Origin of the sequence: Aequorivita sp. Q41 (assembly GCF_039831855.1) — a bacterium.
GTDB lineage: Bacteria > Bacteroidota > Bacteroidia > Flavobacteriales > Flavobacteriaceae > Aequorivita.
The window spans coordinates 825,271-840,298 of record NZ_JBDPMS010000001.1 but is presented as its reverse complement, the minus strand read 5'-3'; the positions used below and the strand labels follow the sequence as shown (position 1 = coordinate 840,298).

At 34.7% G+C, this 15,028-nt stretch carries 17 protein-coding genes and 1 pseudogene; 8 read left to right on the top strand and 10 right to left on the bottom strand.

What is annotated here, in order from left to right:
* Positions 1 to 4: 4 nt before the first annotated feature.
* The 7 genes from ABJ955_RS03920 to ABJ955_RS03890 all read right to left on the bottom strand — a co-directional run bounded on the left by ABJ955_RS03920 (position 5) and on the right by ABJ955_RS03890 (position 6,066).
* Positions 5 to 2,089, bottom strand: coding sequence for a nitrite reductase (locus tag ABJ955_RS03920; protein ID WP_347373293.1), 2,085 nt, complete (start codon positions 2,087 to 2,089; stop codon positions 5 to 7).
* A gap of 43 nt (positions 2,090 to 2,132) precedes the next feature.
* Positions 2,133 to 2,483 (bottom strand): 4Fe-4S dicluster domain-containing protein, encoded by a 351-nt coding sequence (locus ABJ955_RS03915; protein WP_347373292.1) that lies wholly within the window; start codon positions 2,481 to 2,483, stop codon positions 2,133 to 2,135.
* Between the two features lie 17 nt (positions 2,484 to 2,500).
* On the bottom strand, positions 2,501 to 3,748 hold the full coding sequence (locus tag ABJ955_RS03910; protein ID WP_347373291.1) for a GTP-binding protein: 1,248 nt from the start codon (positions 3,746 to 3,748) through the stop codon (positions 2,501 to 2,503).
* 21 nt (positions 3,749 to 3,769) lie between these two features.
* The gene (gene cysD, locus ABJ955_RS03905) at positions 3,770 to 4,675 is read right to left on the bottom strand and encodes a sulfate adenylyltransferase subunit CysD (protein WP_347373290.1); all 906 of its coding nucleotides are present in this window, start codon (positions 4,673 to 4,675) and stop codon (positions 3,770 to 3,772) included.
* Between the two features lie 6 nt (positions 4,676 to 4,681).
* Positions 4,682 to 5,290 (bottom strand): phosphoadenosine phosphosulfate reductase family protein, encoded by a 609-nt coding sequence (locus ABJ955_RS03900; protein ID WP_347373289.1) that lies wholly within the window; start codon positions 5,288 to 5,290, stop codon positions 4,682 to 4,684.
* 6 nt (positions 5,291 to 5,296) lie between these two features.
* Positions 5,297 to 5,464 (bottom strand): DUF2061 domain-containing protein, encoded by a 168-nt coding sequence (locus tag ABJ955_RS03895; RefSeq protein ID WP_347374358.1) that lies wholly within the window; start codon positions 5,462 to 5,464, stop codon positions 5,297 to 5,299.
* 188 nt (positions 5,465 to 5,652) lie between these two features.
* Positions 5,653 to 6,066, bottom strand: a complete 414-nt coding sequence (locus tag ABJ955_RS03890) for an Rrf2 family transcriptional regulator (RefSeq protein ID WP_347373288.1) — start codon at positions 6,064 to 6,066, stop codon at positions 5,653 to 5,655.
* Positions 6,067 to 6,143: 77 nt separating this feature from the next.
* Between ABJ955_RS03890 and ABJ955_RS03885 the strand changes: the two are divergent.
* From ABJ955_RS03885 to ABJ955_RS03865, 5 genes and pseudogenes are all read left to right on the top strand, one after another.
* A pseudogene (locus ABJ955_RS03885) lies at positions 6,144 to 6,322 on the top strand (gliding motility lipoprotein GldJ); the annotation flags it as partial.
* Positions 6,323 to 6,422: 100 nt separating this feature from the next.
* Positions 6,423 to 6,977, top strand: a complete 555-nt coding sequence (locus ABJ955_RS03880; RefSeq protein WP_347373287.1) for a nitroreductase — start codon at positions 6,423 to 6,425, stop codon at positions 6,975 to 6,977.
* Positions 6,978 to 7,104: 127 nt separating this feature from the next.
* Positions 7,105 to 7,473, top strand: coding sequence for a BlaI/MecI/CopY family transcriptional regulator (locus tag ABJ955_RS03875; RefSeq protein WP_347373286.1), 369 nt, complete (start codon positions 7,105 to 7,107; stop codon positions 7,471 to 7,473).
* Positions 7,470 to 8,885, top strand: a complete 1,416-nt coding sequence (locus tag ABJ955_RS03870) for a M56 family metallopeptidase (RefSeq protein ID WP_347373285.1) — start codon at positions 7,470 to 7,472, stop codon at positions 8,883 to 8,885. Before ABJ955_RS03875 ends, ABJ955_RS03870 begins: the two co-directional genes overlap by 4 nt.
* A gap of 124 nt (positions 8,886 to 9,009) precedes the next feature.
* Positions 9,010 to 9,489: a hypothetical protein gene (locus ABJ955_RS03865; protein ID WP_347373284.1), complete on the top strand. Its 480-nt coding sequence runs from the start codon at positions 9,010 to 9,012 to the stop codon at positions 9,487 to 9,489.
* Here ABJ955_RS03865 and ABJ955_RS03860 read toward each other — a convergent pair whose 3' ends face one another.
* From ABJ955_RS03860 to ABJ955_RS03850, 3 genes are read right to left on the bottom strand one after another with little or no spacing between them, the layout of a single operon-like run.
* The gene (locus ABJ955_RS03860) at positions 9,490 to 10,380 is read right to left on the bottom strand and encodes a hypothetical protein (protein ID WP_347373283.1); all 891 of its coding nucleotides are present in this window, start codon (positions 10,378 to 10,380) and stop codon (positions 9,490 to 9,492) included.
* A gap of 49 nt (positions 10,381 to 10,429) precedes the next feature.
* Positions 10,430 to 11,557, bottom strand: a complete 1,128-nt coding sequence (locus ABJ955_RS03855; protein WP_347373282.1) for a glycosyltransferase — start codon at positions 11,555 to 11,557, stop codon at positions 10,430 to 10,432.
* Positions 11,554 to 12,510: a hypothetical protein gene (locus ABJ955_RS03850; protein ID WP_347373281.1), complete on the bottom strand. Its 957-nt coding sequence runs from the start codon at positions 12,508 to 12,510 to the stop codon at positions 11,554 to 11,556. Before ABJ955_RS03850 ends, ABJ955_RS03855 begins: the two co-directional genes overlap by 4 nt.
* Before the next feature lie 43 nt (positions 12,511 to 12,553).
* Between ABJ955_RS03850 and ruvC the strand changes: the two genes are divergently transcribed.
* The 3 genes from ruvC to ABJ955_RS03835 are packed head-to-tail and all read left to right on the top strand — an operon-like array spanning position 12,554 to position 15,009.
* Positions 12,554 to 13,114 carry a crossover junction endodeoxyribonuclease RuvC gene (gene ruvC, locus ABJ955_RS03845; RefSeq protein WP_347373280.1) on the top strand — a complete coding sequence of 187 codons (561 nt, stop codon included), beginning with the start codon at positions 12,554 to 12,556 and terminating at the stop codon, positions 13,112 to 13,114.
* A gap of 18 nt (positions 13,115 to 13,132) precedes the next feature.
* Positions 13,133 to 14,266 (top strand): radical SAM family heme chaperone HemW, encoded by a 1,134-nt coding sequence (gene hemW / locus ABJ955_RS03840; protein ID WP_347373279.1) that lies wholly within the window; start codon positions 13,133 to 13,135, stop codon positions 14,264 to 14,266.
* Complete coding sequence (locus tag ABJ955_RS03835; protein ID WP_347373278.1) at positions 14,263 to 15,009, top strand: cyclase family protein; 747 nt, start codon at positions 14,263 to 14,265, stop codon at positions 15,007 to 15,009. The genes hemW and ABJ955_RS03835 overlap by 4 nt, the downstream gene beginning before the upstream one ends.
* Positions 15,010 to 15,028: the final 19 nt, after the last annotated feature.

Below are 15,028 nucleotides of genomic sequence, written 5' to 3'. Positions count from 1 at the left end.
TACTTTAATTTTTAGTGTTTGCTCTGTATGCTTTTACTTTTGTTAAAAAGCTTTGAGCATTATTTATATACTTAGCAGCAAACTCTTCCGTAGGTGGAAAGAACTTTAACTGATACACCAAATCTGAAAAGGATACTCCTAATTTAATCTTGCCAGAAGTAATATACAATTCATCAAGGTCTGAGATAATTTTATTTTGTGAGTTGGTTTTTACATTGTCTGAAATTAAAATGGCTTTGGCAGAATTTACCATTGAACTATAGGCTAGATAGATAGCATTAGAAAATAATTTCTGCTCTAACTCTAATTTAGCATTGGCTATTTTTTCTTCACTTTCTAAAAATAGCGTTGCCACTAAATCTATAATTACACCTGCGCATTCGCCAATACCTATGGCTTTTTCATATATATGCTCATTTCCCCAATCGATAAAATCATCTTGGGTGAGATTATCTGTATTGGACAAATCTGTTAAAAGCTCGTAAAAATATTTTTCGCCTTGTTGTTGGTAATACGCTACAAAAGGTAATCTGTTGGCATTGGTTTCAAAATCGTTTAAAATTCTGCGTAAGGCTTCTGGCCCTCTTTTACTAGGTATTTTTACTACTTTATCTGCAAAGACGCCGGTTCCTTTGCCCAAGTTACCTCCGCCTAATAAAACTTGAAGCGCAGGAGCTATCAATTTATCCTTCGTACGAATTGACATACCTTGAAAACCAATATTAGCCATATTATGTTGGCCGCAGGCATTCATACAGCCACTAATTTTAATTACTAAATCTTTGTTGTTCAGGTATTGAGGATATTCAGTTTTAATAACGCGCTCCAACTCTTCTGCAATACCTGTACTACTTGCTATGCCTAAATTACAGGTGTCTGTGCCTGGGCAGGCTGTAATATCTACCGCTTTATTATACCCTAACTCTGTAAAACCTAATTTTGAAAGTTCTTGATAAAAAAAAGGCAATAAAGCTTCCTTAACAAAAGGGATAAGAATATTTTGACGCAAGGTAAAACGCAGTTCGCCTGCAGCATAGGTATCAATCAAATTGGCAAGAACACGAGCCTTATCAGTATAAAAATCACCTAAAAGCACTTTTATCCCTATGGCTACATAGCCTTTTTGTTTTTGCGAAACCGTATTTGTAGCTTTCCATGTTTCAAAAGTTAGCGCGTTCTCGAGCACCACTTTTGGCACCTCAACATCTCTAGGTATTGAAGCTTTATATGTTGCAGGGTCTATAGGCACAATAGCATCCGCAATTGCTTTTTGTTCTTGGCTTATTAAGTCTCTAAAAGCTTCAAGGCCAATATCTTTTATTAAATACTTAAGCCTTGCTTTGGCTCGGCTTTTACGTTCTCCATAGCGGTCAAAAATGCGTAAAACACCTTCCATTACTGGAATTATTTTTTCAGAAGGTAAAAAATTGTAAAGTACATCTGCGTGCCTTGGTTGTGAACCCAAGCCACCACCAATTAGCACTTTAAAGCCTCTTACATTGCCTTTTATTTTGGCAATAAATCCAAGGTCGTGTATATAGGACAAGCCTGTATCTTCATCTGAAGCCGAAAAGGATACCTTGAACTTTCTGCCCATTTCTTGGCAGATAGGGTTTCGTAAAAAGAATTTAAAGACAGCCTCTGCATAGGGGGAAACATCAAAAGGTTCCTTGATATCAATACCTGCTGTTTCTGAAGCGGTTACATTTCTTACAGTATTACCGCAAGCTTCACGAAGTGTTACCGCATCTTTTTCAAGCTCTGCCCAAAGTTGTGGTGTACGGTTTAGGTCTACATAGTGAATTTGAATATCCTGGCGCGTGGTAATATGCAAGCGACCTGTTGAATACTCGTCAGAGACATCTGCAATGCGCATCAATTGCTTAGTCGTAACTTTTCCGTATGGTAATTTTATACGAATCATTTGTACGCCTGCTTGTCGTTGCCCATAAACACCTCTTGCCAAACGAAGACTTCTAAATTTTTCTTCGTCTATTTTCCCGTGTTGGAATAATTCGATTTTATTGGCCAATTCAATAATATCTTTCTCTACAACAGGGTTTTCTATTTCGGTTCTAAAACTTTGCATTTTTTAGTTAGCTTATAACTACAGTACTGTAATTTTTTAATTTTTATTGGTGAAGAAAAGCTTGTTTTGCCAATAGCTCTTCTCTTGTTTCTACGTGGTCTTCATCTGGCACACAACAATCTACTGGACATACAGCAGCACATTGTGGCTCTTCATGAAAGCCAATACATTCTGTACATTTGTTAGGCGCAATAAAATAAACCTCGTCGGAGATAGGTTCTTGTTTTGTGTCTGCATTGATAACTTCTCCATTAGGCAGGGTCACGGTATTGCCTGCGAGATTGGTGCCATCTTTGTATTTCCAAGTTTCAGAACCTTCATATATAGCTGTATTTGGACATTCTGGTTCGCAAGCACCGCAGTTAATACATTCGTCTGTGATAATAATTGCCATTTTCTACTTCATTTGTATTACTGAATAAATCCTGCTCCTACGGTATTATTAGACAGGCTATCGATAAGAATAAATGAACCATTGGTTCTGTGTTTTTTAAAAGCATCATAATACAAGGGTTTATTAAATTTAAAATTGACTAGCGCTATATCATTGAGATGAAGCAATGATGCCGACGTATCTATACCCGAATAATCTGGACTAATTTTATGTGTTATATTTTCTACCTTACCCAAGACCTTATTAACGCCGTGTTGAATTATGTATTTATTATCAGCTTGTAAAGGCTGTGTATCCATCCAGGAAATGATGGCGTTACATTGTTTATCGATTGTGGGTTTATCATTTGCCTTAACAATCATATCGCCTCGCGATATATTAATATCATCTTCTAGTGTAATGGTAACTGAAGAACGTCGTGACGCGGTTTGGTACTTTTGGTCGTACACATAAATTTCTTTAATTTTTGATGTGGTGTTAGAGGGTAGCACTATCACCTGATCTCCTACACTTAAATCTCCACCATAGATTTTCCCTGCATATCCTCTAAAATCGTGAAAGTCTTCGGTTTTTGGTCTTATAATATACTGGACAGGAAAACGTGGTGTCCCAGCATTATAGATGTCTCCATTATCTAAACTTTCGAGATGTTCCAAAACACTTTGCCCTTTGTACCAAGGTGTTTTTCTTGATGTTGACACTACATTATCTCCATTTAAAGCACTTATTGGGATAAAGGTTATTTTCTGGTCTTTGTAGTCTCGTTTTGCTAAAAGTTTTTCAAAATCTGCTTTTATGGCGTTAAAAACGTTTTCGGAAAAATCGACCAAATCCATTTTATTAATAGCGACAACCACCTCTTTTATGCGCAATAAATTATTGATAAAAAAGTGGCGGTACGTTTGCTCAATTACCCCTTTTCTGGCATCGATTAGTATGATAGACGCCTGCGAAGTAGAGGCTCCTGTAACCATATTGCGTGTGTACTCTATGTGCCCAGGCGTGTCTGCTATAATGTAGCTTTTGTTTGGGGTTGAGAAATAGATATGAGCCACATCGATGGTAATACCTTGTTCGCGTTCAGCCACCAAGCCATCTGTAGCAAGAGAAAAATCTAAATAATCGTAACCTAGCTGTTCACTTTTGGATTTTATGGATTGTAACTTATCTGTTGTAAGAGATTTTGTATCGTAAAGTAATCGCCCAATAAGTGTGCTTTTCCCATCATCTACACTACCTGCCGTTGCTATTTTTAAAACGTTCATTTTTTTTATTTTTTTAGTCTTTTAGAAATACCCTTGTTGTTTTCTTTTTTCCATTGCAGCTTCCGAGCGTTTGTCATCTATACGTGCACCACGTTCTGAAATGGTTGAAGCCTTTATCTCCTCTACTACAGTATCAATGTCTGTAGCATTAGAAAGTACCGCAGCCGTGCAACTCATATCGCCAACGGTTCTAAAACGCACCAATCGGTTTTCTACTTTTTCATTCTTATCGCGATACACTATAGAATCGTCTGATGACCATATTAAGCCATCTCTAAGAAACGTGGCTCTGGTATGCGCAAAATAGATGGATGGAATTTCTATTTGTTCTTTTTGAATGTAAGACCAAACATCTAGCTCTGTCCAATTAGAAATAGGAAATACACGCACATTTTGCCCAAGCTCTATGTGTCCATTAAGCATATCGAAAAGTTCTGGACGCTGATTTTTTTCGTCCCATTGTCCAAAATCGTCTCGAACAGAAAACACACGTTCTTTGGCTCTTGCTTTTTCTTCGTCGCGTCTGGCACCACCTATGCAGGCATCGAATTTAAACTCTTCAATAGCATCTAATAATGTGATTGTTTGTAAATTATTACGACTGGCATAACGGCCAGATTCTTCTTTTACTTTACCACTATCAATGGTGTCTTGTACGTGTCTTACAATAAGATTAAGGTCTAATTCTTTAACAAGTTGGTCTCTAAATTCTATGGTTTCTGGAAAATTATGCCCTGTGTCTATATGCAATAATGGAAACGGAATATTTGCTGGATAAAATGCTTTTTGAGCTAAACGTACCAAAGTAATAGAGTCTTTTCCTCCCGAAAAAAGCAATACAGGCTTTTCAAATTGCGCAGCCACTTCTCTTAAAATATAAAGGGCTTCATTCTCTAGCGGATTTATATGCAATGTATTTTTTTTCATAGGATTTTAAATATGTAAGCCACATTCTCTGTTGGCTAATTGCTTTGTTGGGTCAAAGTATTTGAACTCATTGGGTAACTTGTGTTGCGATAGATATACATCTAATTCTGCATCAGAAAAATTATAGAAAGGACTCACTTTAAGTACACCATCTTTAGAATATGATAAAACATCGATACTATCTCTAAAAGCTGTTTGCCCTTTTCTAAGGTTTGTAAACCACACATCTGGTTTATGTATGTTCATTGCTCTTCTAAAAGGCTCTAGTTTTACCTGCTCTGTAAACAAAGTGTGTTTGGGATCCTCTACAGACGGAATACCTAATTGAACATTTCTAAACGCAGCAGATTGCCTAGGAACATAAGTGTGTACATTGAGTTGTAATTGCTCAATTACACGTAACGCATAGCTATAGGTTTGTGATGTATTATAACCCGTATCTACCCAAACCACTTCAATAGTTGGTTTTTGTGTAACTACTGCGTGCAATATAGAGGCAGAATACGGACTAAAATTTGTAGTGATAATTGGTTTTTTAGCTACAGATAAAGCCCAAGAAATAATTTCTTGAGGTGTAGCACTGCTTAATCTACTGTTTAACTTTTGTATATCCATAATATCTTATTTTGTTCCCCATTTTATTTTATTCCAAGTGCGTTCGTGAAAGTAGTACAGCACCATTTTTGTAGCGAGCTCTACCAAACCAATAGAAAAAGCTAAGGCTAATGTACCTGTGATTAACCAGGATATAGTTATGGTGTCCAATATGTCAATTACGCGCCAACTTATTGTTTTTAAAAGACTACGTTTTACATTTTCTCCTTCTATATTTTTAGTGCTATTTAGCTTTAAAGTGGCAATAATTGTTGTATTTAATTTATAGTCTTTTTATCCTATCGGATAAATAGGGTACAAACATAAATACAATTATTAACTTAACAAAATCTAATTGCAAATAATCGTAATAAAATTGCTTTTTAGGATTTAATTAAATCGGCAAGACTTGTGTTTCTGAAAATGTTTAGGGTACTATCGCGTACTTGAATCATTAGACTGTGTACTGCACAAAGGTTTTCATCAGGGCAGTCGTTGCACTTTTCATAAAAATTTAGGCTTACACAGGGTACCATTGCAATGGGACCTTCTAGAACACGCATAATTTCTGTCATTTTTATGTCTTTTGCATCTTTGAGAAGATAATAACCTCCTCCTTGCCCTTTTTTAGCTCCTAAAAAACCATTTTTTTTTAGCGTTAATAAAATACTTTCTAAAAACTTTAAAGAAATGTTCTCACTCTCAGAAATCTCCGCAATTCTAACAGGTTTTCTCCCTTCTTGTTTTGCTAGGAAGGTAAGGGCTTTAATGCCATATTTTGTTTTTTTTGATAGCATGCCGCTAAAATACTATTTTTTAATTTTCAACACAATGCTTAGTTTGAACTTCCCTAAATAGCGTTGACTGTCTTTAGTTAAGTAATGATGAAGCTCGTGTTTATAAAGAAGGTTCTTGGTGTAACAAAGAATATTGGTTAGATCCTTCATAAAGACGTTTTTGCCACAATAGCTGGCTACAGATTTTATTGGTTTTAGATGTGCTATGTCTAAAATTGGGTCTAAAGCTGATAAAAAAAAACCACCACGCAGGTAGATATATTTACTGGCTTTCTAAGTAATTTTAAACCCTTAATTTAAACTAAAACTATTTTTTATAAAAGGCGCATTTAGTATATTCACCTACAAAAAATAAAATGATTTTAGAACTTATTAAAAGCCGTCGTTCCGTTTTTCCGGCACAGTATAACGACCAGAAAATTACGAAAGAAGAGATTTTAAACATCCTTGAAGCTGCTAATTGGGCTCCTACTCATAAACGAACGGAACCTTGGCGTTTTAAGGTTTTTCATGGCGAAGCACAAATAGAACTTGGAAAATTTCTCGCTGAGACCTATAAAGAAACTACTGAAAATTATTCAGAATTTACATTTAACAAGCTTACGAACAATCCTGTAAAAGCAGGATGTGTACTGGCAATATGTATGCAGCGCGACACAAACGGAATTCTCCCAGAATGGGAAGAGGTTGCCGCAACAGCTATGGCAGTGCAAAATATGTGGCTTACTGCTCATGAACTGAAAATTGGCGCGTATTGGTCATCTCCAGGGATTATAAAATTTATGAATAAAATGATTCAAATGGAAGAAGGGGAACAATGTTTAGGTTTTTTATACTTAGGAAAGTATGACGGAGCACTCCCTGAAGGTACCCGAAAAAGCACGATTGAAGAAAAAACTACGTGGATTTAAAATAAAACGTAACCAAAAAAACCTCAAAGTTATTTATTGCTTTTGAGGTTTTTTTTTTAAAAAGTATAACTAAAAAACTAGTTTAAACTAAAATTTTAGTTATATTTGAACTCATTTATAAATAACTATGAAACAATTAACAAAAGCAGAAGAGGATATAATGCAGATTCTTTGGGATTTGAAAGAAGCCAATGTAGCATCAATAATTGAAGAATTACCAAACCCTAAACCTGCCTACAATACCGTTTCCACGATTGTCAGGATTCTTGAAAGCAAGGAGTTTGTAGATTATAGAAAAGAAGGTCGCGGACACGTATATTTTCCAAAAGTTAAAAAAACAGAGTATAGCAACCAATCTTTAAATAAGTTGATGGACGGCTATTTTCAAGGTTCCTTTAAGAGTATGGTTTCTTTTTTTATGAAAAAAAACGATATCAGTATTCAAGAAATGGAGGTTATTATGAATGAAATTAACTCTGAAAAGTCTGAAAAATGATACATTCCATTATCCAAATTCTTGTTTTCCAAATCTTGTTTTTGGCCGTTTATGATCTTTTTCTAAAGAAAGAAACGTTTTTTGGAATCAATAGAATATACTTGCTACTAACTTCCACTTTTGGATTTGTTTTACCTTTTATTAGCTTAGGTTTTATTCAAAAAAACATTCCGCAAGAATATATAATTCAGCTTCCAGCTGTAGTCGTCGGAAATAATATTTCGGATACAATTTTAAGTGTAGACAACCTATGGATGCCTAGTTTAATAGACGTTTGGATTGTGGGCGCGTTTGTTAGCACCCTATTTTTTTTTTTGAAACTATATAAAATACTAAAACTGAAACGTACTGGAAAAACAGAAAAATGCGCTGGATTTAATGTTGTCATTTTACCAAAAACCGATACTGCGTTTTCATTTTTTAGCACTATTTTTTTAGGGGAGCATATTTCTAAAGAGACTAAAGTTAGCATTATCGCTCACGAAAAAATTCATATTGAGGAAAGACATACCCTAGACTTGCTTTTTTTTGAAATACTTCGCATTTTGGTTTGGTTCAACCCAATGATTTATTTGTTTCAAAGCAGAATTACAATACTTCATGAATATATCGCAGATGCTAAAGTGACTGCACAAAAGGACAAAAAACAATACTATCAAAACCTTCTTTCTGAAGTTTTTCAAACAGAAAAAATTTCATTCATCAATACATTTTTCAATCAATCATTAATCAAAAAACGAATTCGTATGTTACAAAAATCAAAATCAAGAAAAACCGCCCAATTAAAGTATTTATTAATACTTCCAATTATTTGCGGCATGTTAGTTTACACCGCTTGTAGCGATGCCCCTAAAGTTGATGAAACACAAATTGTTTCACAATCAGACTCCGAAGTGATGACCAAAATTAACGAACTGGCCGAAGCTATTATGAAAAAGGGTGATATGACAGCGGAAGAGGAAAAAGCGCTTAAGTTTTTAACGACAAAAGCGGAACCTGGCGACAAAGTTTACAGTTCTGTACAAGAATACTTAGATGAAAATAAGGAGGCCAACACTCTAGATGTCCCCTTTTCTGCGATTGAAAAAGTGCCGACTTATCCAGGGTGTTCAGGCGATAGGGAAGCGATGAAAAAATGTTTTTCTGAAAATATTGCAGCTTTTGTCAATACCAATTTTAACATCAAACTAGCTGATAAACTAAACCTTTCTGGCCAGCAACGGATTGCTGTTCAGTTTAAAGTTGATAATACTGGAAGGGTTACAGATGTGCGTGCGCGAGCACCAAAACCAGAATTAGAGGCGGAAGCCATTCGTGTAATTAAAATGCTTCCACAAATGGAAGCTGGCGAACAAAAAGGAGAAAAAGTTGGAGTACTTTATTCATTGCCAATTATTTTTGAAGTAAAATAAATCATAAAACATTGCATTCTTAAAGCCGAAGATATTCTTCGGCTTTAAGAATCAATAATTACTTGTGTTTGCAAGACGTTAAGTTTCTGTAAATTTGTACTTTTCAAGTCGAATTATTTCTGAAATGAAACACAGTTTTCTTTTACTTTTTTTAATGTTTCTGGCAACTTCTTGCCAGTTTTTTGAGACTGAAAGAGTTTCTTCGGAAAAAATTTATACTGAAGAGATTGAAGCTATAAACTGGAAAGACGTAGATCGCTACCCCTATTTTTCAAACTGCGAAGATTCTCTGGAGAAACCAGAACAAAAAAATTGTTTTATAAATACAATACGCACCCAAATACATCAGTCCATTAGTCACGGAAGCTTGGTTGCTGCTCGAGAGGTTTACGATACTGTAATGGTAAATTTTGAAGTGAGTAGTAATGGTAAATTATCAATTCTTCAAATAAAAATGGACACCGTTTTACAAAAAGAATTTCCAAATTTAGAACAATGGTTGTTGGAAAGTATAGATTCTTTACAGCCCGTTTCTCCGGCCTATAAAAGAGGGATTCCTGTGAAAACACAGTTTGTATTGCCTGTTGTTATCCAGACCAATTAATTAAAGGTTGAATTTGTAACCTAGTGTAAAAGCTATAGGAAATTCGTCATTGCTCTCCACACTTAAGCCCACAAAATCATTGTAATTGAAAGTTATAAAGCCGTTGCCAATCTTATAATCTGCGCCAATTCCGAGGGTAACAGGAGTGTTAAAATCACTGCCAGATTGAGTCTCTGTAATTAAAACCTGTGGGGCAGGTTGATCAGTAGTAAGGTAGGTGACTTCTTTTTTTGAGTGAGTAAAAGATACAAACTTGCAATTTACATATAGATCAAATTTGGATGTTTTAATAAATTTAAAACGATAATTTAAGGATAATTGTGATGCAGAATAGCTGTAGTCGCTACTCTCAAAAACCTGTTTAAAGCGTACTACCATGGCGTGTCTTTTCAGCTTTACATTATCAATTAACTCTAAATCTACTCCAGCCAATGGTTGAATGGCATTTGTTGGGTTTTCAGTATAAATACTATTTGTTACTCCAGCAAAAACACCAAGCCGAAGTTTAAGGCCAATAGATTTTTCGTTACTATTAAAACTCGGGTCTCTTTTCGTGTTGTATTCCACACAAAAAGCTTGCAAACTAGCGAGTGTAAATTTCACTTTTGCAGTTGAAACTATGGCGTCATCCGTTAAATGCTGTAAGGTTTCTTTATATTCTTCTTGATAATTGCCTTCTTTTTTGGTGTTTTTAAGCGCTACAATAACGTTATCCTTTTGTACAAAATATTGGTATTCCCCTTCAATTGAATTCCATAATAAAGTTAGCGGTCCCTCAACTTCTGTATGTAAGCTATAAGTTTTTCCAGCAATCTTATACTGTTGTTGCGCTTGAATATTTCCTGTGGAGTATAAAAGAAAAATGATGAAAAGCGAAAGGAACGATTTCATAAATACGTGGTTTTTAGGAATGGCTAAGGTAAAAAATTAAATCTATTAATCACTGATTTACAAAGGCGCGTCCTTTCCAATAATAACGACCTCGAAGACTTTTTAGAACAATAATAATTATAATTGAAGCATATACTATTTGCAGCCATTGAAAGCTCCAAAACTTAAATTCTTTACTGAAAAACTTTGCCGATGGATACACAACGCTATAATCTATTATTATTTTGAAGTAGAGTAAAAGAATATAAATTGCTATATTTTCATAATCAAAAATCATAAAAAAGGGAAGTGTCAAAAAGATAATATTTACCACTAAAACTAACAAGCCCAAAATAAGTGAAGCGATACTTTTCTGTTTAGATGTTTTTGAAGCCCAACGAACTCGTTGGTTTATAGTGTTTTTCCATTTTTTTTGTGGTTTGGTGGAAACAATGAAATCTTTAGATTTTAAAAAATGTATTTGCTTAGAAAATGTTTTTTTTACCTTCTCAAGCAAGAAAATATCATCGCCACTCGCTATGTGATTGTTAGCCGTAAATCCATTTACTTTCAAAAAACAATCTTTAGTGTACGCTAGATTTGCCCCGTTGCTAAGCAGTGGATTTTTAAGACCAAAACTACCAATAGTTATCGCTTGTAAACTAAACCCATCTACTTGTTGAAAATTTTCAAGAGTATTACCACATGTTTTATAAATAACTGGGCCGCAGACCATCACAGGGTTTTTTTTCTGAATGAAATTGTCTAAGGTTTTTAACCAATTTTTTGGAAGGTCGCAATCTGCGTCGGTTGTAACCATCCATTGGTTTTTTGATATACGGATAGCTTCTGTAATTGCATCTTTTTTTGGAGAATTTGAAAGGCGATTGTTTTGAATCAGTTTTAATGAAAATTTACTTTTTTCAATTGCTTCACCAACTATTTTTTCAGAATTATCTTCGGAAGCATCATTTACAAAAATAACCTCAAAAAGTGCTGAAGGATAGTTTAAAGCTTCAATGGTGTTTAACAAATTTGGAAGATTTTCTGCTTCATTTCGAAAAGGAATTATTACACTAAAATGTATTATTGGTTCTATTGCATCTGAAGAAAATAAAGGTAGTTTTCTAAACCCATAAACGATTGCCATCATACCACTAAAATAGCAGGAGAAAAGGAATATCAAAGCCCACATCATCGGGTTGTAGGTTGATAAGTGAGTACGAAAAAACTTCCAATAAAGGCAGGCAATACAAAATTTAAAAGCCACATTGTAAATACAGTTGATACAATTACCAATTCTGGAATCCCAGTATACGAAAACACCCAAACCGCCACCCCCCCGCGAATAATTAGGTCGAAAATAAAAAGGGTAGGTAGGATGGAAACCAAAAAATACATTGCAAATAGCAGTGGAAAGGCTTCAAAAGGATTAATTTGAGCTCCAAAAAATAATAGTAGTCCATAAAAAAGAAAATTGAAAATAGTATAGCGCACTATGGAAAAAAGAAATGCCTTAACTTTTATGACTGCCGCAATGGTTTTAAAAAACCGAACTGTTTTTGCAATTGAAAAACCTTTTAAAAGCAACTCTTTTTCCTTAAAACAATAAGCAACCCCAAGTAGTAGAAGGAGTATAAAACCAATAATTAATATACTTTCTATTGAAAAAGCAATGTTGAATTTTTGCACAAAATAAAACAACCCAACAGTGCCAAAAATACTTGTAACCAACATTTGTAAAGCCCCTGAATAGAAATTTAGCAATAAAATTTTTTTGCGCTTTTGCGGGTCAAAAAACAACGCTTTTGCACCATATTCGCCCACCCTATTTGGCGTAGCCAATGAAACCGTGAGTGATGCTAAACTTTGTTTTAGTGCAGTTCGCATCGAAATAGTTTCAAAACTTGAAACTAAAGTTTTCCATTTTAAGATTTCAAAAAACCAATTTGCGGCGGCGAGAAATGTAAACAATAAAAGCAAATAACTAGAAGTAATTCCTTTAGAAAAAAATGCTGTTGTAAATTCTTTAAAATTTAAAGCAGGGTTAGCATTCATTTTATAATAGATATACCCAAAAGTTATGGCGAGAACTAAAACTTTCGCAGCGGCAAGCAGATATTGTTTAGCTTTGTAGGATAGGGTAATCATGGTGCTAAAATACGAATTCCCTTGAAAGCAGATTTTTTTTAGAATGGAGCAAAAAACAGAAAAAATAATTTTGGGGATAGATCCAGGAACCACAATTATGGGGTTTGGACTTATAAGAGTGGTTGGTAAAAAGATGGCGTTTTTGCAACTTAACGAATTGCAACTTCAAAAATATGACGATCATTATTTAAAATTGAAATTAATTTTTGAACGCACAATTGAACTTATAGATACTCATAATCCAGACGAAATAGCTATTGAAGCCCCCTTTTTTGGAAAAAACGTTCAATCGATGTTAAAACTTGGAAGAGCTCAAGGTGTTGCAATGGCAGCGGGGTTGTCACGTCAAATTCCAATAACCGAATATTCTCCAAAAAAAATTAAAATGGCAATAACAGGAAATGGAAATGCCAGTAAAGAGCAGGTAGCAAAAATGCTTCAAAGTTTATTGAACTTGAAAGAATTACCTAAAAACTTGGATAGCACCGATGGGCTTGCCGCTGCGGTTTGTCATTTTTATAATTCGGGAAAAGTTGAGACAGGAAAAAATTACACTGGCTGGGCAGCTTTTGTAAAACAAAACGAATCAAGAGTCAAGAAATGATGTTTAATTTAGAATAAAATGAGCGGAATTTACATTCACATTCCCTTTTGCAAGCAAGCTTGCCATTATTGCGATTTTCATTTTTCTACATCTTTGAAGAAAAAAAGCGAATTGGTCGCTTCACTCTGTAAAGAATTAGTACTTCGAAAAAATGAATTAAATGAAGACGTAGAAACCATTTATTTTGGCGGAGGAACACCGAGTTTGCTTTCTTCTGAAGACTTAGATCAGATTTTTAAAACTATTTTCTTAAATTATTCCGTTTCTAAAGACCCAGAAATCACTCTTGAAGCCAATCCAGATGATTTAACCAAAGAAGTGATACTCCAATTGTCGAAAAGTCCTGTAAATCGACTGAGTATTGGTGTTCAATCCTTCTTTGAAGAGGATTTAAAACTGATGAATCGCGCCCATAATGCTTCTGAAGCCTTGCATTGTATCCAGGAAGCAAAGAAATATTTTGAAAATATTAGCATCGATTTAATTTATGGAATTCCGAGAATGAGCAATGAACGTTGGCAAGAAAATCTTGAAATAGCTTTAAAATTAGACGTGCCACACCTTTCGTGTTATGCTTTAACAGTCGAGCCAAAAACAGCTTTAAAAAAATTTATCGCTGAAGGAATTGTGCCCGCGGTAGATGAAGAAGTTGCGAAGCAGCATTATGAATTGCTACTTTCTAAAACTGAAAAAGCAACTTATGAAAATTACGAATTCTCAAATTTCGGAAAAATAGGCTTTCATTCTCGTAATAATACTGCGTATTGGCAAGGGAAAACGTATTTGGGAATCGGTCCGTCGGCACATAGTTATACTGGAAAATCACGTAGTTGGAATGTTTCAAACAACACAAAATATAGTAAAAGTATTGGAGCCGGAATACTGCCTTCAGAAAGTGAAATACTTTCAAAGGAGAACAGGTATAACGAATATATAATGACTGGTCTTCGCACAAAATGGGGTATTTCGTTAGAGAAAATTGAAATTGATTTTGGAAGCGATTATTTAGAATATATTTTAAAACACGCCAAGAATAATATAGAAAAAGGGCTGTTGATTCGTGAAAATGAAAGCTTGAAAATCTCTAAAGCAGGAAAATTTTTAAGTGATGGAATTGCGGCAGATTTATTCTTAGTAAATTTAGATGGATGAAAACAACGATTCAAATTCATGCCGAGACCATACAAGTAGATCTTTCCAAACCTTTGGATATTTCAATTCCATTGCAGGCTACGGAAAAAAATCCCTTGGCGTGGTATTTAAACAAACCCACCATAGAACCTGTTAAAATGGGCGATTGGACGGGGAAAGTTGCTGAGGGTGCTTCGGTAAATTTTAATAATATTTTTTTTAACCCCCACGCACACGGTACACATACCGAAAGTTTCGGGCATATTTCAGAAGAATTTTACGCTGTCAATGAAGCATTAAAAACCTTCTTTTTTTTAGCTGAAGTTATTTCTGTAATACCAGAAAAAGTAGGGGCGGATGAAATTATTTTAAAGGAAAGTATTATAAAAGCATTAAATAGAAAAACGCCCGAAGCAGTTGTAATTAGAACACTTCCGAATGATTCTAAAAAAAAATCTAAATATTGGTCGGATACAAACTGGCCTTTTCTTGACGAAAAGGCAGCTTTGTTTTTAAGGGAAATAGGCGTAAAACATTTATTGATTGATCTTCCTTCGGTTGATAAAGAACGCGACGAAGGCAAGCTGCTAGCGCATAAAGCATTTTGGAATTACCCCGAAAAACCGCGTAAAGATGCTACAATTACGGAATTTATTTTCGTTTTAGATTCCATAAAAGACGGTAGCTATCTGTTAAACCTTCAAATGGCTTCGTTTCATAACGATGCATCGCCTAGCAAACCTGTTCTCTATAAACTTTTATAGAATTCATTTTCAATTGTTT